Source organism: Pyrococcus kukulkanii (genome assembly GCF_041647995.1).
Taxonomy (GTDB): Archaea; Methanobacteriota_B; Thermococci; order Thermococcales; family Thermococcaceae; genus Pyrococcus.
On record NZ_JARRIB010000001.1, the window covers coordinates 266,736 to 284,611 of the forward strand.

Consider the following 17,876-nt stretch of genomic DNA (forward strand, 5'->3'; position numbering starts at 1 on the left):
TGCTTAGAAGAGGAGGTTTATAGAATTACCTCTTAACGCCAGTTAAGAGTATTAAAGAATTCTCCGCCGCAATACCCTCCTCCTTAGCCTTCCAGTATCCCGCAAGAGCAGTAGCTGATGTTTCCTCGACTAAAAGCCCTCTCATCTTAAGCCAGTGATATGCTGCTAGAGTATCATCTTCCCCAACACTTATACAATAACCCCCAGTTTCTTTAAGAGCCCTTCTCATTTCCTCAAGCCTTGGAGGGTTTGGAATTGCTATTCCATCGGCAAGCTTATTAATCCTGGGCGATCTTGGACAGAGGCTCTCGAAGCCCTCCGCCTGAACTGCAATGAGTTTTGGGAGCCTGTCTATCTCTCCCATCTCCATAAGCTCCTTAAATCCTTTCCATACTCCCAGGAAGGCCGTTCCACTTCCAGTTGGTATGAAGATTTCCTCAGGAACCCCAATTTCCTCGTATATTTCAAAAGCTATAGTCTTAGTACCTTCAATGAAGTAGGGATTTAGCCAGTGGCTCACATAGGGAATTCCCGTGGCCTTAGAGAATTCAACTGCGCTCTCATGAACCTCCATTCTGTCACCTTCAACGAAGTGAACTTTCGCGTTTAGATTCATCAAGGCTGAAATTTTCCCAGGCTTTGCATCATAGGAAAGGAATATGTGAGCCTTAATCCCAGAGATCATAGAGTAAAATGCCAAGCTAAGTGCGGCATTCCCAGAACTGTCTAGGACTACCTCACCTATTCCTTCCTCTTTGAGCTTCGCTATTGTAACGAAGGTCCCCCTGTCTTTGAATGAACCTGTGGGGTGGAGGTAATCCAGCTTAAATTTTATTCCTTCAATTTCAACAACTGGAGTTATAATTGGCGGTATTTTGGGCAAGAAACTAACATCAACTGGAAGGTATTTTAAGTACCTTCTAATATCAAAGAATCTAGAATCTGGAAGAAATGCATTATACTTCCTTTCAACGAACAACGTTCCCCCACACTCACACTGCAGAAGAAATTTTTCCTCAAATTTTCTCCCGCACTTAGTACAGACAAGCAATTTCAACACCAAGAATAGAATAATAGAGAGGGAGTCATCTCCTGACTATCTTCATCTCAAACTCCTCAACTGGCACTTTAAAGTCTTCTCTGCTCTGTATCTCCCCCCTGTTGTAGAGTATCTCCCTGGCTAGGATCCAGTATATTAAAGCCAAGGCCTTTCTACCCTTGTTGTTTGTTGGTATTGCAAGATCAACATAGCTCAGGAGGTTCTCAGTATCAACGAGGGCAACTATTGGAATGCCAACCTCTACGGCCTCTTTCATTGCCTGGTGATCTGCTCTGGGATCTGTAATAATTATCACATCGGGCTCAAAGAAGTTCTTTACTGCAGGATTTGTCATTGTCCCAGGGAGAAATCTTCCGGGCATTGCCCTAGCTCCTGTAACCTCCCCGAACTTCTTCACGGGCTTCTGGCCATAAAGCCTAACGCTTACTGCAAGTATGCTCTGGGGCTCGAACTTTGCCAAGAATTTGCCCGCTACTTTAAGCCTCTCATCAGTCTTCCTAACATCAAGGACGTAGAGGCCGTCCTGTCTGACTCTGTAGATGAACTTTTTCATGTCCTTGGTTTTCTGCTGTGTCCCTATATGGACTCCAGCTGCTAGATATTGGTCAAGTGGAACGAGATACTCATCAGCCATCTCCAACCACCTCCTTACTCTTCAAACGTTATTATCCTACCCCTTTCACCCAACTCTTCAGCTATCCTATTCAGCTCGTTAATTTTCTCGACTGAGTTCCAATTTATTAACATAGCCGGGCACCTAAGGCCCAGCGCCACGTGAGGGAGAGTTTCATCAGCCGGCTCGTACTTAGCCTCAGCCAAAATTGGGGTTATTTTTTCGGCCTTCACATCGTTCACGAAGTTATACAAGTCGGTGAGCGTTCCAAGGTTTATAGGTTTTATTGATAGTGCGTTGTAATACCTCCTATCCAATATGTTCTTGGTTCTGAAGAGATATTCTCCATCTATAAATACTCCATGAGTGCCCGCTATAAGCTCAAGGAAGAGTTCTGGCTCTCCTATGGGTTTTATGTACGCTATGTTATTGTCTTCCACTAAGTTAAGAACCGATTCTATGTCCATTTCTTTTTTCATCGTAATTCCAAGGGCTACCTCAAGACCAAGCTCCATCCCCACTTCCTCAGAAGCCTTGGAAAGTGATTCCAAGCTCAGCTCCGAGGATTTCTCCAATATCTTGCTTATTGCGTCAATTATATCCGTGACCTCGAGGAGATCTCTAACAATCAAATGATATTCAAACTTCTCATCCCCAGCGAACGTAAGTATTGGAACTGGGAGTTCTGTTGTGAATGTGCCTCCAATGTACGAGTATAGGGAGAGGTCCCTAGAGCTTGCAGCGGCTTTTGCTATAGCAACAGAAACCGCTAAGGCCGTATTTGCCCCTATATGGCTTAGGTCGTCAGTTCCATCAATTTCCCATAGGTAGCTGTCAATAAGTTCCTGTTCAACGGCGTCAAAGCCAATGAGCTCAGGCCCAATTATTTCGTCAACTTCACTCACAGCCCTTCTCGCCTCGGCAATGTGAAGAAGAGGGTTTTCTTCAATAGGAGAAGCAAACCTACCAAAACCGTCATCGGTTACAACATCTACTTCAACCGAATACTTTCCCCCTCTCAATACTATAACCCTTCCTATAACGTTCTGTATGACGCTCATCCCGCATCAGCTCGGCCTAATTACTGTTATTGGTATCACACCCTTTTCAAACTCCATGATTGCCGCATCCAAAGGTGTTATTCCTTCGGGAACGTCTATAAGGACCGGTGCCCCCATTGCTATCTGGAGAGCCCTTGCACCTATAATCCTAGCTTTTTCAAATCTCGTGTACTTGAACACGGACACCACCTCTAAAATTTTGGTGGGGCCGCCGGGATTTGAACCCGGGTCACCGGCGCCCCAGGCCGGGAGGATAGCCAAGCTACCCCACGGCCCCACCTAAACAAAGAAAGGCTGGTTTTTAATAAACCCTATAGTGCATTATCTCATCGATTAACTCAACGTGACTGAGGAGCATCCTCCTGCAACAGTACCTCTCAAGGCCAAGATCATCAAGCACCTTCTCGGGATCCTCCCCTGCCTCGACTCTTCTCTTGAACTCGTAATACTTATCGCCAATTACCTTCCCACAGGTAAAGCATCTCACGGGAATTATCAACGGCTTACACCCCACTCGCTTTTCGATAATAAAGAGTTTTTAAAATTAACGGAGGAAGATCAACGATAGCTCTTCTGCCTCTTCGCTCTTGGACCCTTGGTTGACCTGTTGGGCTTGTGGGGCTCTGTCCTTCTGGGATCTCCAACGAGCATTGTCCTGTCGTACTTCATGAACTTCTCCTTAAGGTTCATATCCCCAGTCCACTCTACCAGTGCCCTAGCTATTGCAATTCTAGCGGCCTCGGCCTGACCCATGAAACCTCCGCCCTGAACCTTAACGTCAATGTCAACGCTGTTCCATATCTCCTCCCCGGCAAGGATCAGGGGCTCAAGGATCGTGAACCTTGCGATCTCTGGCTCGATAATTTCAACGGGCTTCCCGTTGATCCTAACCCTACCCTTACCTTCCCTAATAACCGCCCTCGCGATAGCGGTCTTCCTCTTACCAGTAGTCTGGATAATCCTCATTCACACCACCTCAGAACTTTCCTCCCAAGAACTTGGCAACCTCACCAACTGTGACATATTTTGGCCTTGAGAGCCTTGAAACGTGGGCCTCCATTATCGTCTCGAGCTGCTTCCCCTGGAACTCCTTTGGAACGCCGACGTACACCTTAAGCCTCTTGAAGGCCTTCCTTCCCCTGTCGGTCTTCCATGGGAGCATTCCTCTGATAGTCCTCCTCACAATTTCATCGCTCCTTTTTGGATAGAAGGGACCTCTCCTGGGATTTGTCAAGGTTCTGAGTTCTGTCCTTTGCTTGTACTTCTTGAATATAACATCCCTGTTGCCCGTTATTACAGCCTTCTCAGCGTTGACTATTACAACCTCCTCGCCCTCAAGGAGCATCTTTGCAACTTTTGAAGCAAGCCTTCCAAGGATTAAACCATCAGCGTTAATAATCCTCATGGCTCATCACTCCATTATCCTTACTCCACTTCCCTTCGGATTCCTCTCGACGAGCTCCTCAATTGTTATTGCCTCTCCCCCAGCTTCAATGATCTTCCTCCTTGCGGTCTCACTGAACTTCCATGCCGCAACAATAACCTTCTTCTCGAGCCTTCCAGCACCAAGGACGCTCCCAGGAACTACTATCATTTCACCCTCCCTTGCGTACCTGTTTATCTTACTGACGTTGACTTCTGCCCTCTGCCTTCTGGGCCTTTCGAGCCTCCAAGCTATGTCCTTCCAGATCTTTACACCCTGCTCATTTGACTTCTTCCTTAGGAAGCGAATGAGCCTTCTAAGGTTTGGATCAGTTGGACCAGTCCTCTTCATAAAGCCATCCTCCTTAAGCTATTATCTCGCCGCAGGGAAACCGACAAGGGCGGGGTGAGCGTGAAAGTGTGGTGCGGGGGCGGGGATTTGAACCCCGGAACCCCTACGGGACGGGACCCTAAATCCCGCGCCTTTGGCCAGGCTCGGCAACCCCCGCTCAGGTCATCCAGCTAATCTTTGAAGTTCATTTATAAACCTATCGGCCTTCCTCATGAGTATCTTGAGCGCAATGCTAACTATCTCCTCAACGGGAAGTTCTCCATTAGTTTCAACCGTGAAAACGTACGTGTCGGGCACTATCTCTTCCCAAATCTTATCTCCTTCGTATTCTTCAAATTCCTTTGGAATGTAGAAGGGCTTTATTGTAGTTACTATAACCTCAGAATCCGTCTCCTCTACGGGTAACCCCCTCTTCTTAGCGAGCTTCTTCAGCTTTTCCCAGCCCTCGATCTCCTTGCTTATGTGGATCTTAGTGTAGTACTTGTAGTACACAAAGCCCGGCTGCCACTTTGCGTGATCCTTTCCCCTTCCAAGCTTTGCATATGCATTGAACACGAGCCTCTGACCCTTGGCCAGCTTAACTATTGGAATATCTGGAGTCACGGGCTTAACATCAGGATCATCGCTCTTTAAGTCACCAGAATAAACTATTGCTGGGCCCTCAGCTTCAAGGGAAAGAGTTACTGTATAATCGTCAAGCTCAAGGGCATCGAGCTCAAACCTGTCAACCGGGGTTGTGAGCGGGATCATGGCGAGCCTGTGGGCTATAATCTCATCAAAGAGTGCAGAATCATTCTCATAGAACTCAACCTCATCCACGGCAAACGTTGGAACCTCAGCAAGAATAGTTCTTCTTAGGGCGTTTGCAAAGGCAACGTGAACACCTTTTAGAATGAACTTAATTGAATCGTCCCTCTTTTCGAGAATCTCAACCTCAACCATTTTCACTCCTCCACGAAAATAAAATAGAGGAATCAGACACGCCTACCTCTCCTACCGCCCTTAGGCCTAGTACCATCGTGTGGAATTGGAGTAACATCCTCAACCCTACCTATCTTAAGGCCAGCCCTAGCGAGAGCTCTAATCGCTGCCTGGGCTCCGGGCCCAGGAGTCTTGCTCTTACTTCCTCCTGGGGCCCTTACCCTTATGTGAACCCCAATGATTCCCTTCTCAAGGGCCTCCTCAGCGGCCCTCTTTGCTGCAATCATAGCTGCATAAGGTGAAGGCTCATCCCTGTCAGCCTTAACCACCATACCACCGCTCCACCTGCTTATCGTTTCAGCCCCGGTGATGTCGGTGATGTGGATTATCGTGTTGTTGTAGCTTGAGTATATGTGGGCTATACCCCACTTCTCCTTCTTCTTGATGTTAACCTGCTCCTCGCTCATGCCTCACCACCCTGCTTAGCCTTCTCAATCATCATCCTCTCGGGGTGCTGTGGGTTCGCGAAAGGTGATGTTCTTGCATAGGTAATCGTGTCCTCCTCTTCCTTAAGGACAAGGTAGCTCGGTGATCTTATTATCTGGCCGTTGACCTCAATGTGACCATGGACTATGAGCTGCCTAGCCTGCCTCATTGTCCTAGCCAGTCCCTTCTTGTAGACTATCGTCTGTAGCCTCCTCTCAAGGATGTCCTCGATTGTCAGGGAGAGAACGTCATCGAGGACGGCATCCTCAGGAAGGAGGCCAAGCCTCTTAAGTCTGGCGAGCAACTGTTGTCTCTCGATCTCGGCCTGCTTACCTCTTGCAGCTAGCAGCCTTCTCGCCCTTCTTCTGAAGTTCTTAAGCTGAGTCTCGTGCTTCCAGAGCTCCTTCTTGTTCTTCAGCTCGTACTTGTCCATTAGCACCCTTTCCCTGTCGAGCCTCTCCTTAATCCATGGGTGAGGCGGAGTCTCGTACTTCTTCCTCTGCCTCTTAGGATCTCCCATTTCTCACCACCCCATCACTTCTTCTTCCTGCTCACACCAACTGTCTGACCTCTCCTGAAGTTGGATCTAGTTCTCTGACCTCTAACTGGTAGACCAAGCTCGTGCCTGATACCCCTGTAGGCCCTTATCCTCCTGAGCCTCATGATGTCCTCTCTTATCGCCATGTCAAGCTTGGCAGTAATGAGGTGCATATCCCTACCCGTCTCGTAGTCCTTCGGCCTGTTAACTGCCCACCGTGGGATTCCATGGGCAACTGGATCGACGAGTATTTCCTCTATCTTCTTGACCTGCTCATCCGTAAGATAGCCTGCTTTCATGAAAGGGTCGAGCCCTGCAACTCTGCAGACCATTGTGGCGAAGTTAATGCCGACTCCCTTGATAGCGGTGAGCGCCCACCTTAATTGCTTGTGTCCATCCAAATCAACTCCCGCAACACGAACTATGTGCCTGAAATCAGCCATTTTACCACCCCTCAAATTATAAGGATAATTCTGGCGCCGGGACGGGGATTTGAACCCCGGCGGGCAAACGCCCACGGGCTCTCAAGGCCCGCGCCCTACCAGGCTGGGCTATCCCGGCACTCCCACTCGGTGAAGGTGTCCTGCATTAAGCCTTTAATAAACTTTACCCTCGATACCATTCAACGTGATGCGTTTATAACTATTTCTTCCCAGCGTAAACCCTGTAGCCACTACCCTTAGCAAGTTCAACAACCTCGCTAAAAGTACCTTCCATGACTTCTTTCACCCACTTAGCTCCTTGCTTCGTCTTTACAACTATTTGCAGAAGACCATCATCTTCAAGATAAAGGGGAGCCCCCCTAATAATCCTTTCAAGAACATCCTTTCCCGCATGAACTGGAGGATTTGTAATTATTGAATTGAACTTTTCTCCCTTAACGGGCTCGTACAGATCGCCATACCTAACTTCAGCGTTTTTAACGTTGTTCAGCTTTAGATTCTTCTTTGCTATCATCACCGCCCTCTTGTTTATGTCGGTCATGACAACGTACTCAACGAATCTCGATGCTACTATCCCTATTGCACCGTAGCCACAGCCTAAGTCGAGAACTCGCCATCGTGGATCAAGGAACATGCTCTCTATTAATAATTCAGTTCCCCTGTCAAGCTTGCCAAAGGAAAAGACGCCGCTAGCCGTTATAAATCTAAAGCAATGACCTCTAATGCAAACTTCAATCGTTTTGGTTTTCAGAGGAGTTTGAGGTTCCCGCGAGTAATAGTGAGGCATGGTCTAGCATCTGCCAGAAGTTATTTAAGGATTTGTGGATATTTTTACCCATGAGGGTTAGTTCGCTATTCCTAATAGCGTTAGTTGTACTAATGGCGGGATGCATAGGACAGGAACAAACAACAATGCCTTCAAAGTTCAGGGTGATTGATCTGAAAGTTGAGTTGCACTACGATAAGAACAACCAGTACTTGGCCAAGATAGAAGTCACAAATATCGGTAATAAGACGATTAGAGTTGCGAGGCCGATCTACTTTATAACGGTGAAGTACAAGCTGTTCAAGGGCAGTGAAGAGTTAAAGTTTATGGGACGGGTTCCAACTTACCTGTCCTTAGGAAATGAAAGCGTCGTTGACTTAAAGCCTGGGGAGAGCGTGAGCACGGAATATAGAATTGACCTGTGCTGGTGGAACGTCACAAAGGGAGGAAAGTACAGGCTCGAGGTAATCTATGATACTAGAGGAGTTGCAAGTAAAGATGTGGATTTCTGGAGGGGAATATTAAAGAAAGAGTTTGAGGTAGAAGTAAAGGAGAACTGTCAGAACTCCAGATAGGGCCCCTTCTCCTTAAGTTTTTGAAGTACTCATCCTCCCTTATTAGCTCGTTGAGCAGGTGTTCAAGCCTCCAAGTAAGTGAAGTCGGCGTGATTGTTGCAAATATAACGTTGTCAAACTTCTGCTTTACAGCCTCCAAGATTTTCTTTATTTCTTCATTCGTGGCCTCGTGGATTATTATAAACCTCCTGAAGTGCCAATCACACCTTCCCTCAAGCTTTTCCTGGGATACTATTGAAGCGAGAGCCCAATCCCTGCAGTACTCTGGGATGCATAAAACTTCCATTCCCAGGATTTTCTTTAACTCTTCAACTTCCTGGGGAGTGAAACCTATTGCGTAAGCCTTCAAGTCTGGGCACCTTTCAGCTTTTCTTCTTCGAACTCTTCCCTTAGGATTTGAAGTTTTTCATCCTCAATATAAGCTATCACAGCCCCGCAATCAAGGCAAAGCCAAGGAGTTGCTTCCAAAACAGGTCTTAAAAGCCCAGTGGTCTTGCTCTTCCATGGAGGTTGCCAAAAGTAACGGGCATGACCTGCATATTTGCCCCTGCTTTTGACCATGGTTCCACCACATAAAGGACACTTCCGGGTTTCCACTCTAATCACCTAGGGTAGGATACATGGCCAAATTTATTACCTTTCCCTCTTTGGATCAGCGCGCTCTCCCCCATATAAATAATAAATTAACCCTCCGGGAGGAGGGAATTATTGATCATAACTACAATAAAATTTATATACCCGGAGGGAGGAGGGAATGGCCCTAGTTTGTTCCATATGTGGAAGAAAGAAGGGATTTTTCGGCCCAGCATTCTACCAGTGCAAAAATTGTGGAACAGTGTACTGTGCTGACTGCATAAGAAACTTCAAGCGAAAGGGAGGGTTGCTTGGAATAGGCTCAAGGCCAGTCTGTCCCAAATGCGGAGGTACCGAGTGGAGGAAGGTATAATGGCCCTAGAAGACTACCTCCTCCCAGGTGAAGAAATAAAATTTCAAAGTAAGACCCAGGTAACCTATGGAGATAAACTCTACACGCTGGTCGTGACCAATAAGAGAATAATCCTCTACGCCCGAAGGGGCCTGGTATTTAAGAGCGATGATGTCGTGACGTTTAAACTTGACGAGCTTCAGGGGATAAAATACAGGGAGACGGGAATAATAAGCAAAAAGGGAGTAATTGAGATACAGGGGAAAACGAAGGCAACCTTAGAAGGCCCAGCCAAGGAAATGAAAACTTTATATCAGCAACTCCTGCAGTTCCTTTGACTATCCCGCCTCGAGCAACCTATCCTTAGAATCCCTTATGCTATACGTCATATCGTTGTAGGCATGGATGTTGTTCAGTGCCCTATCATCGGTAGCTATGATTGCGAAAATCAGTGAATCTCCACTCCATGGGTTCCTAACAACCTCAAAGATCCTTAGAGATCCCGAGTAATATTTTTTGCTTTTCCTACTGTAAACCCTCGTTCCATTAATCACCATCGGTCCCTTGATTTCCTGAACTAGGGGATTGCTTGAGAGCATAACCAGGAGCAAGTTCCGCTCCTTATCTTTCCCATTTAACTCTGAGATGGGCTTTATCTCAACTTTCAGCCCCATAGATTTAAATCTATCATAAATCCAAAACGCCAGCTTCCTTGCATGCTCACCGTAATCATAAGCCACTATCCCACCCTTATCTTTAAGGGCCATTAAAAAGTCACTAACCGTTAGGGGAACCTCAACGTTCTTTCCCCCATCGGTCTCATTGTAAACTTCTCCAATGACTTCGGCAAGCCTGGGCATGAAGTCTTCGAATGTCCTGTACTTGTCCCTGTGGTTCATATAATCATTTACGTAGGCATGATACACTTTATCTATGAAGTAAAATGTCTTCTTCTCCGAATTGAGCTTTAGAGTTGCAGCTTTTTCGTTTCCCGTGGCGTTGAGGTAGTAAACTTCAAACGCCCTAACGAACGTTTCGTAGAGCATTGTCTTAAAGTCAGAATAAGCCATTGCCTTTAGTTTATTCGAAACGGGATCAAAAAGCGACTCATAGGGCTCAAAGAGACCGTAGTATTTATCAACGGCGGGATTTACGAAGCTGTGAGCAAATTCATGGGCCAAAAAGCTTGACCCCATAGCGGTGGCCGGCACCACGGGAATCCCATTTTTCAGCCCTCTAAAGCCTAGGAAAGCGTATATTACAACTCCGTTCTTCCCCCGAAGGTAGTACCCGTGCCCGTGGCAGCAGAAAACAGTCATCGGAATAATGTGCCATGCCGATGCATTCTCACCGAAGAACTCCTCTTCAATATTTACCAGCTCGGGGATCCCGGGATTGTCCTCAACGAACTCCCCCAAAGTTCTGTTGTAAAATTCTTCATGATCCCTATAGAACTCCCAGAAGTTCGTTTTGTTGGCGAATTCAGCGATAGCACTCGCAAACTCGTCAAGCTTTTTCGTGTCCAAGAACGGCCTCAGCTCGAGCATGTCATCCCACTCCACGGCCTTAGAGAAGTTTACAGGGTCGAGGTGAATTGCGAATTCCGGAATGGCATCGTAGGTTAAGCCCATCGAGATCATTTCATTAACCATTTTAACGGCTTTCATGTTCCTGTATTGAGTGAAGTACTCGTCAACGTCTTTGATGTATGAATATTTTTCGGAAGTTATTCCTATCTTTTTTGGGTCAACGTGCTCCCTATACCAGCTTGAATCGGAAATCCTATACAAGATCTGCAATAGTTCAAGCCTCGGATCTATCTCAACGTAGACCCTATCAGAAACTTGCATTCGGATAAACTCATTGTGGATTGTTTGGGTAGACGTGGTGGTGGGCGTTGTTTGAATGCACCCCTGAGCTATTACAACCATTAGCAGTAAAATAACTACGGGATATTTCTTCATCTAACCACCAATAAGCCAACGCATATACACTTTAAAAAATTGTTTGAAATGTAATTACCACATCTTTGGATACCAGTCCCTGGGCATGAACACTTTTTCTACGTCCACAGCTATCCCCTTGCTCTTCTGAAGCATCTCCTGACTTGTCATCATAGCCTTTCCTAAGGCCACCAACTCATCCTTGAGCGTCATTATGGCAACTAGATCCCCCTTCTTTATCCCAGCGTTAAGCTTGGCTATCCCAGGAACCGCTAGGTCAGCGCCGTGCGTTACAGCGGCAACGGCTGAATCCTTTATCCACACCTTAGGCAGATGCTCAACGGCCTTCTCCATGGGTTGGATTGCCTTCCTGAAGTACTCCTCAATTCCATCCTCCTTCCAGAAGTGGTAGTAGTCCACGAGATCGTGGAGTGTTACGAGGGTTTCATCCTCCTTGAAGGGACCGCTCCTAGTTCTCCTAAGCTCGGCCATGTGAGCTCCAACACCCAAAGCTAGCCCTATGTGGTGAATAAGCGATCTTATGTAAGTTCCAGCCTCCACTCCAACCCTAAACAGTACATCCCTGCCCTCTATTTCGAGGATCTCAATGTAGTAAACCTTCCTAGTCCTCAGCCTCCTCTTGACTGCACTCCTAAGGGGAGGCCTCTGGATTATCTCACCCTCAAACTCCTTCATCACCCTGATTATCTTATCCTCCGGAACGTCACCGTGGAGGTGCATCAAAGCTACGTACTCCTTTCCAGCCGGAAGTAAGGCCTGAACTACCCTTGTTGCCTTTTCTAAAGCTACGGGCAGGACTCCACTTACCTTAGGATCCAATGTTCCACCGTGGCCCGCCTTCTCCAAGTTGAATAACTTCTTTATCCAAGCAACGACCTCGTGACTCGTTGGTCCTGGAGGTTTATCCAAGTTTATAACTCCAAACTGCATGTGTAACTCTATAGGTCTCTTGTCCGGAGGAAAGCCCCACTTTGGATTGGTTTCAGCTTTCTCATCCTTGATGAGCACTTCCCTCTTAATATCAGCGGGAAGAATTCTCCTAACTTCATCCCTCGCCATGAGCCTCACCAACTGGACACTTCTCGGCACCCTACTTTATAAATGAGTTGAAAAAGTTTTTAAAGGATTGCACGATTGTCTTGTGATTAAATAACACTGTAGGTGATATATCATGCTCGAGGAAGTAAGGAAGCTTAGCGCGTATACAGCGTACAACGCTAACGTTGATGCTATAGTGAATTTAAGAGCTGGAATCGTCCAAAACTTAATTGACTCTTTTGGAGCAGATGAAATCAGGAGGAGAATTGAAGAATATCCTAGGGAAATTAAAGAACCGTTAGACTTCGTTGCAAGGCTAATACATGCCCTCAAGACTGGAAAACCCATGGCCGTTCCCCTAACAAATGAGGAGATGCACAGGTGGTTTGATGAGACGTTCAAGTACGATATGGAGAGGATAGGGGGGCAGGCCGGAATAATAGCCAACTTAATGGCCGGGTTAAAGGTAAAAAAGGTCATAGCATATACCCCGTTCCTGCCAAAGAGGCTAGCAGAACTCTTCCGAAAAGGTGTCTTATACCCAGTAGTTGAGGATGGAAAGCTTAAGTTAAAGCCGATCCAAGAGGCATACAGGGAGGGGGATCCCCTTAAGGTCAACAGGATCTTCGAGTTCAGGAAGGGAATGAAGTTCAAGCTTGGGGACGAAGTTATAGAGGTTCCCCACTCCGGAAGGTTTATAGTGTCTTCAAGGTTCGAGAGCATAAGCAGGATCGAAACTAAAGATGAGCTCAGGCCCTTCCTCCCCGAGATAGGCAGGCAAGTTGATGGGGCAATCCTCTCCGGGTACCAGGGATTAAGGCTCCAGTACTCGGATGGAAAGGACGCGAACTACTATTTGAGGAAGGCGAAGGAAGATATAATGGCCCTCAAAGAGGCCGACATAAAGGTTCACGTAGAGTTTGCCTCAATCCAAGACAGGAAGCTTAGAAAGAAAGTAGTGACAAACGTATTCCCGCTCGTTGACAGCGTTGGAATGGACGAAGCTGAGATTGCATACATACTCAGCGTTCTCGGCTATAGGGATCTCGCGGATAGGATATTCACGTACAATAGGATTGAAGATGCAATCCTAGGTGGAATGATAATACTCGACGAGCTCAACTTCGAGGTACTTCAGGTTCACACGATCTACTACCTTATGTACATAACCCACAGGGATAACCCCCTAAGTGAGGAGGAGCTTGCAAAAAGCCTAGAGTTTGGAGCAATCTTGGCCGCGACAAGGGCGTCCCTCGGAGATATAACGAAGCCGGAGGACTATGAAGTTGGACTCAAGGTTCCTTTCAATGAGAGGAGTGATTACATTAGGCTAAGGTTCGAAGAGGCGAAGAGGAAACTCAGGATGAGGGAGTATAAGGTTGTTGTCGTGCCCACAAGGCTAGTTCCAAACCCAGTTTCAACGGTTGGACTTGGAGATACAATTTCAACTGGAACATTTCTCAGTTATATTGCCCTTCTCAAGAAGCACTCCAAGTAACTTTTTAACTCCCTGGTACTTTTTTCACGATCAGGTGGTGCCATTGGAGTTCAAGAAGTTGACTCCATACAAGGAGGCCCTCAAGATCCTTCTGGACGACGTTGAAGAAGTTGAGAGTGAGATCGTGCCCCTTGAAAAAGCTCTCGGAAGGGTACTTGCTGAGGATATAGTTTCCAGATTCATGGTACCTCCATTTGATAGGTCAGCAGTTGATGGGTATGCAGTTAGGGCTGAAGACACGTTTCCAGCTAGAGAGTACAGCCCAGTTGAGCTCGAGGTTGTAGAGGAAGTTCCAGCAGGAATGACCCCAAAAAAGGAAGTAACCCCAGGAAAGGCCATTAAGGTTCTTACTGGGGCTAAGATTCCCAAGGGAGCTAATGCCGTGATAATGCAGGAGATCGCGAAGAGGGAGAAAAATAAGATATACGTGCTTAGACCCGTAGCCCCTGGCCAAAACATAGCATTTGCAGGAGAAGACGTAAAGGAAGGAGAGGTTGTAATGAAGAAGGGCCAAATCTTAAGGCCCCAGGATCTTGCAATGCTGAAAGCTCTCGGAATTAAAGAGGTTAAAGTTAAGAAGAGGCCCAAGGTTGGGATAATAATCACCGGAAGCGAGCTTGTTGAGGAGCCAAGTGAAAAGGCCTTTGAAGAAGGGAAGATAGTTGAGACAAATTCAATAATGCTCATAGGCCTTGTAGAGAGGTACTTTGGGGAGCCCGTATTTTACGGGCTTGTATCCGATGATGAAGAGAAGATCGGGAAAGCAATTAAGAGGGCAAGAGAAGAGTGTGACCTAGTTCTAGTTACAGGAGGATCTGCCTTCGGGGACAGAGACTATGCCCACAAGTTCGTAAATCTGAAGTTTCATGGAACCACGATAAAGCCCGGAAGACCCATTGGCTACGGTGAGAAGATCTTCATAATGAGCGGTTATCCAGCTGCAGTATTTGCCCAGTTCCACCTATTTGTCAAGCACGCACTAGCCAAGATGGTCGGAGCGAGGGATTACGAGGTGAAGGTTAGGGCAATACTGGAAGATGATGTACCCAGCCAGCTGGGAAGGTATGAGTTCGTGAAGGTTTACTATAAGGACGGAAGGGCAAGAGTCATGAAGAAGAAGGGAAGCGGAATAATCAGCTCCCTCGTCAAGAGTAACGCCTACCTTGAGGTTCCAGAAGACAGCGAAGGCTACAGGCGGGGGGAGGAAGTTTGGATTACTCTATACTAAAAAGGAGATGGAGGGGGATAGTGTTTTTTTCTTACTTAATCCTTCTCATTGGAGGCTCAACGTACTACATGATCGAATGGGCTAAAGTTGAAGATTATATGGGAGATGAGGTCTGGTACGTCTCAGCAACTAGAAATATGCTCTCCCTTCTTGGTGTCAAGGTCAAATACATAGAGAACGACACCGGCGGGGTTAACGTGATCTATAATGAACCCCTGTACGCGGGAAAGGTTATAGTCTACTTCCACGGCCTCAAGTTCGAGGGGCTCTATAGGGAATATCCCCAACTCCCCGAGTTCGCAAGGAAGCTTGGAGTGAGGATTAAAGTCATACCTTTTAATTATACGAGAAATGAAAGTGAATGGGAAAATTTAAAGCTAAAAATCTGGGAAATCGCTTATAGAAATTCTTTTACAAGCTATACAACGTACTCCGAGTTCCCTGGTGTTTACTACGAAATCCCAGAAGAGTACCTAAAAAACTTCACAAAAGAAACCGAAGGGATCAAGGGAGTGAGGATTGTGCCGGGGTATAGGTATCCTGACAAGGAGAACATCCACAAGTACTTGAACACCGAACACCCCTTCCTGGGAAAAGACCTGATAGCCTTGGGGATGCTCATAAACGATAAGCCCTTCTACTGGAGGATTCCCGGGATAGTGGAGCACGCCCTTATAGTTATGGTAGTAGTATTCGTAACTTACAGGCTAACGAAGAGTTATCTTGCATCAGCAATAGCCGCGACCTTTTCAGCTCTAGATCCATTGTTATTCGCAACGGGGATCGTTGCGATGCTTGACATACACGTCGCATTCTTCGTGGCATTGTTCATGCTTACGATAGCCCTCAACAGGATTAGACTTTCCGGGTTTACTTTAGGACTAGCTGCGGCAACTAAGCTGAGCGGGGCCTTCGTATTTCCAATCTTATGGATCAAGATATTGAGGAAGAAGGACTGGAAGGAATTCATACTTTCTGGAGTCGTGCTGCCAATCGTGGGATTCATGATTCCGGAGATCCCAATAATAAAAGCGATAGGCTTTATTCCATGGTTCCAAGAGTTCCTGGGAAGCTTCGCCTGGCATTTAAGCTTCAAAGGTGAGCACCCCGCAGAAGCTCCCTTCTGGATGTGGTTCATCTCATTAAAACCCTTCCCGTTCCACTACAATCCAGATGTCTATGCGGTTACCGATCCGATACTAATGCTTGCGATGGTTGTCTTCATATTCGCCGTGCCGTACGTTGCTACAAGGAGGAGAGGGTTGCACGAAATATTCTGGATGTTCTGGTCCATAGTGGGGTTCTTTGCACTACACTACATTCTAGGGGGAAAGACCCAGTTCATATTCTATGCAACTCCACTCGTACCTCCGGCGGCAGTGGCCTTAGGCGTTATAGGTTACGACATCATCAAGTGGGAGTACTTCGAGAAGTCCCTGAGGATGTACTGGAAGTGGATAAAGGAGTACTTCGAAGGCTGGCTCGAAATTCTAAGACTTCTTAAAAAACTTGTCAAGCGTTAGCTGCTCCCCTTTATACTTCTCTTCAATCCTCTTTACAGTATCCCACGTTCTCCTAACTATCGGAGGAAAGCTCCTGTGAACCTTAAACCACCCTTCAAGCCACATCCTCGTTCTAGGATCGCTTGGATAGCCGGAGCCAAAGTCACCGTACTCTTCCTTTAACTTCTCCACCTCCTCATCCCTCGTCACCTTCGCGAGGATTGATGCGGCTGAAACTATTGGGTACTTAGCATCGGCCTTATGCTCGGCAATGACATCGGCCTCATAGGAGAGCCTAGCCTTTATTGCCTTAGCGAACCCCTCGGCCTTAACATCGGCGGCATCGGCATATATTATCTGGGGTCTCACATTAAGAGAGTTTAAAGCCTGAGCGAACTTCTCAACCTCAAGCTCGTTCATACTTCCCTTTCTAGAGTCTATTTCCTGGGGCCACACCTTTAGGATAAAGTAGTCATCAAGGATAGAAGTTATTTTATTAAACAATTCTCTCCTTCTCTCGGGAGTTAATTGCTTCGAATCCCTAACACCAATGCCCCTAAGCCTCTCAAGTTTATCCTCGCTAGCCACGGCCACCGCTATGACGAGCGGCCCAATTGCCGGCCCTCTTCCAGCTTCATCTATTCCTGCCATTATCATGCCAGCTTCCTCCTAACCATTAACGCCCCATAGAGGGTTCCAAGGAAGACAGTTGCCAAACCACTCGGCGGAACGTCTAAAAGGTACCCGAGGATTACGGAGGAAACCTGGGTTAAAAGGGTTATACCCAAGCTAAGGCCAATTAACCCGCGGAGATCCTTTGAAAGTGTTAAGGCTATGGCCCCAGGGAGAACGGCGAGGACTTGAAGGGTTATCAGCCCAACGGTTTTAACTATCAAACCACCGATTGCACCCACTAAGAAGTAGAGGATCATGAGGTAGAGCCTCACGTTTCCTCCATGGCTTTCAAGACCTTCAGGATCGAAGCTCAGGTAGATGAAGTCCCTGTAAAAGGCAAGCATTATCGCGAAGGCTATAACTCCACCAAGGACGAGCATCCAGAGGTCATTCAAAGTTATGAGAAATATCTCACCGGTGAGGTAAGTTACGATGCTCTCGGAAAGGCCGAAGTAAGGCTTAGAAGCCATGACCTTGTAAAGAATTCCAAAGCCAAGAACAGTTAAACCAGCAACTAGTCCTGCAGTAGCCCCAACCGCCGTATCCGAGGAGTAGCCCCTTATCTCCATCTCGGCTATTATCATAACAACGACTATCGCAACGATTAGGGATATCCAAAATATCAGGGAGAGGTTACCAACCATTAATCCGAGGATCATCCCCAAAACCGCCCCGAAAAGGAGGGCATGAAAAGTTGCGTGGGTGAGGAAGGCTATCCCCTTAACGTTTATGAGAGGGCTTAATAAGCCAAGGAGAGTTCCAACCATCAAACTCGCTAGTATTGCTCTGAATAAATATTCCTCTATCAT

The 17,876-nt window shown here is 46.8% G+C and carries 25 protein-coding genes and 3 tRNA genes; 6 read left to right on the plus strand and 22 right to left on the minus strand.

Translation table 11 applies throughout. From position 1 onward, the window contains the following. Positions 1-25: 25 nt before the first annotated feature. The 16 genes from P8X24_RS01575 to P8X24_RS01650 all read right to left on the minus strand — a co-directional run bounded on the left by P8X24_RS01575 (position 26) and on the right by P8X24_RS01650 (position 7,683). On the minus strand, positions 26-1,051 hold the full coding sequence (locus P8X24_RS01575) for a pyridoxal-phosphate dependent enzyme (protein WP_372913765.1): 1,026 nt from the start codon (positions 1,049-1,051) through the stop codon (positions 26-28). 34 nt (positions 1,052-1,085) lie between these two features. Further along, entirely contained in the window at positions 1,086-1,694 is a 609-nt protein-coding gene (gene rpsB / locus P8X24_RS01580) for a 30S ribosomal protein S2 (RefSeq protein ID WP_372913766.1), read from the minus strand. A gap of 14 nt (positions 1,695-1,708) precedes the next feature. Further along, a complete protein-coding gene (locus P8X24_RS01585; protein WP_372913767.1) occupies positions 1,709-2,734 on the minus strand; it encodes a hypothetical protein in 1,026 nt (341 codons plus the stop codon). 6 nt (positions 2,735-2,740) lie between these two features. Then, on the minus strand, positions 2,741-2,914 hold the full coding sequence (locus P8X24_RS01590) for a DNA-directed RNA polymerase subunit K (RefSeq protein ID WP_068323541.1): 174 nt from the start codon (positions 2,912-2,914) through the stop codon (positions 2,741-2,743). 20 nt (positions 2,915-2,934) lie between these two features. Next, positions 2,935-3,011: transfer RNA gene (locus P8X24_RS01595), tRNA-Pro, on the minus strand. A gap of 24 nt (positions 3,012-3,035) precedes the next feature. Further along, on the minus strand, positions 3,036-3,233 hold the full coding sequence (locus P8X24_RS01600; RefSeq protein ID WP_013747693.1) for a DNA-directed RNA polymerase subunit N: 198 nt from the start codon (positions 3,231-3,233) through the stop codon (positions 3,036-3,038). 59 nt (positions 3,234-3,292) lie between these two features. Further along, on the minus strand, positions 3,293-3,700 hold the full coding sequence (locus P8X24_RS01605) for a 30S ribosomal protein S9 (RefSeq protein WP_068323540.1): 408 nt from the start codon (positions 3,698-3,700) through the stop codon (positions 3,293-3,295). A gap of 10 nt (positions 3,701-3,710) precedes the next feature. Then, entirely contained in the window at positions 3,711-4,139 is a 429-nt protein-coding gene (gene rplM / locus P8X24_RS01610; protein ID WP_068323539.1) for a 50S ribosomal protein L13, read from the minus strand. Positions 4,140-4,145: 6 nt separating this feature from the next. Continuing rightward, on the minus strand, positions 4,146-4,508 hold the full coding sequence (locus P8X24_RS01615; RefSeq protein ID WP_068323538.1) for a 50S ribosomal protein L18e: 363 nt from the start codon (positions 4,506-4,508) through the stop codon (positions 4,146-4,148). Between the two features lie 69 nt (positions 4,509-4,577). Beyond that, positions 4,578-4,665 (minus strand) — tRNA-Leu (locus tag P8X24_RS01620). Between the two features lie 5 nt (positions 4,666-4,670). Continuing rightward, the gene (locus tag P8X24_RS01625) at positions 4,671-5,450 is read right to left on the minus strand and encodes a DNA-directed RNA polymerase subunit D (protein WP_068323534.1); all 780 of its coding nucleotides are present in this window, start codon (positions 5,448-5,450) and stop codon (positions 4,671-4,673) included. Positions 5,451-5,482: 32 nt separating this feature from the next. Next, entirely contained in the window at positions 5,483-5,896 is a 414-nt protein-coding gene (locus P8X24_RS01630) for a 30S ribosomal protein S11 (protein WP_068323532.1), read from the minus strand. Further along, positions 5,893-6,435, minus strand: coding sequence for a 30S ribosomal protein S4 (locus tag P8X24_RS01635; protein WP_068323529.1), 543 nt, complete (start codon positions 6,433-6,435; stop codon positions 5,893-5,895). Before P8X24_RS01635 ends, P8X24_RS01630 begins: the two co-directional genes overlap by 4 nt. Before the next feature lie 14 nt (positions 6,436-6,449). Further along, entirely contained in the window at positions 6,450-6,896 is a 447-nt protein-coding gene (locus P8X24_RS01640) for a 30S ribosomal protein S13 (RefSeq protein WP_372913768.1), read from the minus strand. Positions 6,897-6,927: 31 nt separating this feature from the next. Continuing rightward, positions 6,928-7,014 (minus strand) — tRNA-Ser (locus P8X24_RS01645). Between the two features lie 81 nt (positions 7,015-7,095). Next, a complete protein-coding gene (locus P8X24_RS01650) occupies positions 7,096-7,683 on the minus strand; it encodes a class I SAM-dependent methyltransferase (protein ID WP_372913769.1) in 588 nt (195 codons plus the stop codon). A gap of 50 nt (positions 7,684-7,733) precedes the next feature. Here P8X24_RS01650 and P8X24_RS01655 point away from each other — a divergent pair, with 50 nt between their 5' ends. Beyond that, positions 7,734-8,237 carry a hypothetical protein gene (locus P8X24_RS01655; protein WP_372913770.1) on the plus strand — a complete coding sequence of 168 codons (504 nt, stop codon included), beginning with the start codon at positions 7,734-7,736 and terminating at the stop codon, positions 8,235-8,237. Here P8X24_RS01655 and P8X24_RS01660 read toward each other — a convergent pair. Continuing rightward, positions 8,140-8,586 carry a DUF3783 domain-containing protein gene (locus tag P8X24_RS01660; protein ID WP_372913771.1) on the minus strand — a complete coding sequence of 149 codons (447 nt, stop codon included), beginning with the start codon at positions 8,584-8,586 and terminating at the stop codon, positions 8,140-8,142. The two genes, P8X24_RS01655 and P8X24_RS01660, sit on opposite strands and share 98 nt — an antisense overlap. Further along, complete coding sequence (locus P8X24_RS01665) at positions 8,583-8,798, minus strand: hypothetical protein (RefSeq protein ID WP_372913772.1); 216 nt, start codon at positions 8,796-8,798, stop codon at positions 8,583-8,585. The genes P8X24_RS01660 and P8X24_RS01665 overlap by 4 nt, the downstream gene beginning before the upstream one ends. A gap of 193 nt (positions 8,799-8,991) precedes the next feature. Here P8X24_RS01665 and P8X24_RS01670 point away from each other — a divergent pair, with 193 nt between their 5' ends. Beyond that, on the plus strand, positions 8,992-9,183 hold the full coding sequence (locus P8X24_RS01670) for a hypothetical protein (RefSeq protein WP_372913773.1): 192 nt from the start codon (positions 8,992-8,994) through the stop codon (positions 9,181-9,183). After that, positions 9,168-9,500 carry a PH domain-containing protein gene (locus tag P8X24_RS01675; protein WP_372913774.1) on the plus strand — a complete coding sequence of 111 codons (333 nt, stop codon included), beginning with the start codon at positions 9,168-9,170 and terminating at the stop codon, positions 9,498-9,500. Before P8X24_RS01670 ends, P8X24_RS01675 begins: the two co-directional genes overlap by 16 nt. Here P8X24_RS01675 and P8X24_RS01680 read toward each other — a convergent pair whose 3' ends face one another. Next, positions 9,501-11,126, minus strand: a complete 1,626-nt coding sequence (locus P8X24_RS01680) for a DUF4932 domain-containing protein (RefSeq protein WP_372913775.1) — start codon at positions 11,124-11,126, stop codon at positions 9,501-9,503. 54 nt (positions 11,127-11,180) lie between these two features. Then, positions 11,181-12,185 (minus strand): RNA-guided pseudouridylation complex pseudouridine synthase subunit Cbf5, encoded by a 1,005-nt coding sequence (locus P8X24_RS01685; RefSeq protein ID WP_372914171.1) that lies wholly within the window; start codon positions 12,183-12,185, stop codon positions 11,181-11,183. Between the two features lie 112 nt (positions 12,186-12,297). On the opposite strand from P8X24_RS01685, the gene pfkC reads away from it, so the two are divergent. Genes pfkC through P8X24_RS01700 form a run of 3 tightly spaced genes read left to right on the plus strand, consistent with a single transcriptional unit; the run spans position 12,298 to position 16,413 of the window. Continuing rightward, a complete protein-coding gene (pfkC, locus tag P8X24_RS01690) occupies positions 12,298-13,662 on the plus strand; it encodes an ADP-specific phosphofructokinase (RefSeq protein WP_372913776.1) in 1,365 nt (454 codons plus the stop codon). Positions 13,663-13,705: 43 nt separating this feature from the next. Next, positions 13,706-14,890, plus strand: coding sequence for a molybdopterin molybdotransferase MoeA (locus P8X24_RS01695; RefSeq protein WP_372913777.1), 1,185 nt, complete (start codon positions 13,706-13,708; stop codon positions 14,888-14,890). Then, on the plus strand, positions 14,872-16,413 hold the full coding sequence (locus tag P8X24_RS01700; RefSeq protein ID WP_372913778.1) for a dolichyl-phosphate-mannose--protein mannosyltransferase: 1,542 nt from the start codon (positions 14,872-14,874) through the stop codon (positions 16,411-16,413). The genes P8X24_RS01695 and P8X24_RS01700 overlap by 19 nt, the downstream gene beginning before the upstream one ends. Here P8X24_RS01700 and rnhB read toward each other — a convergent pair. Both rnhB and P8X24_RS01710 read right to left on the minus strand, forming a co-directional pair. Next, the gene (gene rnhB / locus P8X24_RS01705) at positions 16,381-17,049 is read right to left on the minus strand and encodes a ribonuclease HII (protein ID WP_372913779.1); all 669 of its coding nucleotides are present in this window, start codon (positions 17,047-17,049) and stop codon (positions 16,381-16,383) included. The genes P8X24_RS01700 and rnhB overlap by 33 nt on opposite strands. Continuing rightward, on the minus strand, positions 17,046-17,876 hold the full coding sequence (locus tag P8X24_RS01710) for a metal ABC transporter permease (protein ID WP_372913780.1): 831 nt from the start codon (positions 17,874-17,876) through the stop codon (positions 17,046-17,048). Before P8X24_RS01710 ends, rnhB begins: the two co-directional genes overlap by 4 nt.

Coding starts and splice junctions, on each gene's coding strand:
- P8X24_RS01680 (WP_372913775.1), bottom strand. CDS start 11,126: ATGAAGAAATATCCCGTAGTTATTTTACTGCTAATGGTTGTAATAGCT.
- P8X24_RS01650 (WP_372913769.1), bottom strand. CDS start 7,683: ATGCCTCACTATTACTCGCGGGAACCTCAAACTCCTCTGAAAACCAAA.
- P8X24_RS01640 (WP_372913768.1), bottom strand. CDS start 6,896: ATGGCTGATTTCAGGCACATAGTTCGTGTTGCGGGAGTTGATTTGGAT.
- rnhB (WP_372913779.1), bottom strand. CDS start 17,049: ATGATAATGGCAGGAATAGATGAAGCTGGAAGAGGGCCGGCAATTGGG.
- P8X24_RS01585 (WP_372913767.1), bottom strand. CDS start 2,734: ATGAGCGTCATACAGAACGTTATAGGAAGGGTTATAGTATTGAGAGGG.
- P8X24_RS01630 (WP_068323532.1), bottom strand. CDS start 5,896: ATGAGCGAGGAGCAGGTTAACATCAAGAAGAAGGAGAAGTGGGGTATA.
- P8X24_RS01655 (WP_372913770.1), top strand. CDS start 7,734: ATGAGGGTTAGTTCGCTATTCCTAATAGCGTTAGTTGTACTAATGGCG.
- P8X24_RS01665 (WP_372913772.1), bottom strand. CDS start 8,798: ATGGTCAAAAGCAGGGGCAAATATGCAGGTCATGCCCGTTACTTTTGG.
- P8X24_RS01710 (WP_372913780.1), bottom strand. CDS start 17,876: ATGATAGAGGAATATTTATTCAGAGCAATACTAGCGAGTTTGATGGTT.
- rpsB (WP_372913766.1), bottom strand. CDS start 1,694: ATGGCTGATGAGTATCTCGTTCCACTTGACCAATATCTAGCAGCTGGA.
- pfkC (WP_372913776.1), top strand. CDS start 12,298: ATGCTCGAGGAAGTAAGGAAGCTTAGCGCGTATACAGCGTACAACGCT.
- P8X24_RS01685 (WP_372914171.1), bottom strand. CDS start 12,185: ATGGCGAGGGATGAAGTTAGGAGAATTCTTCCCGCTGATATTAAGAGG.
- P8X24_RS01635 (WP_068323529.1), bottom strand. CDS start 6,435: ATGGGAGATCCTAAGAGGCAGAGGAAGAAGTACGAGACTCCGCCTCAC.
- P8X24_RS01625 (WP_068323534.1), bottom strand. CDS start 5,450: ATGGTTGAGGTTGAGATTCTCGAAAAGAGGGACGATTCAATTAAGTTC.
- P8X24_RS01615 (WP_068323538.1), bottom strand. CDS start 4,508: ATGAAGAGGACTGGTCCAACTGATCCAAACCTTAGAAGGCTCATTCGC.
- P8X24_RS01605 (WP_068323540.1), bottom strand. CDS start 3,700: ATGAGGATTATCCAGACTACTGGTAAGAGGAAGACCGCTATCGCGAGG.
- rplM (WP_068323539.1), bottom strand. CDS start 4,139: ATGAGGATTATTAACGCTGATGGTTTAATCCTTGGAAGGCTTGCTTCA.
- P8X24_RS01670 (WP_372913773.1), top strand. CDS start 8,992: ATGGCCCTAGTTTGTTCCATATGTGGAAGAAAGAAGGGATTTTTCGGC.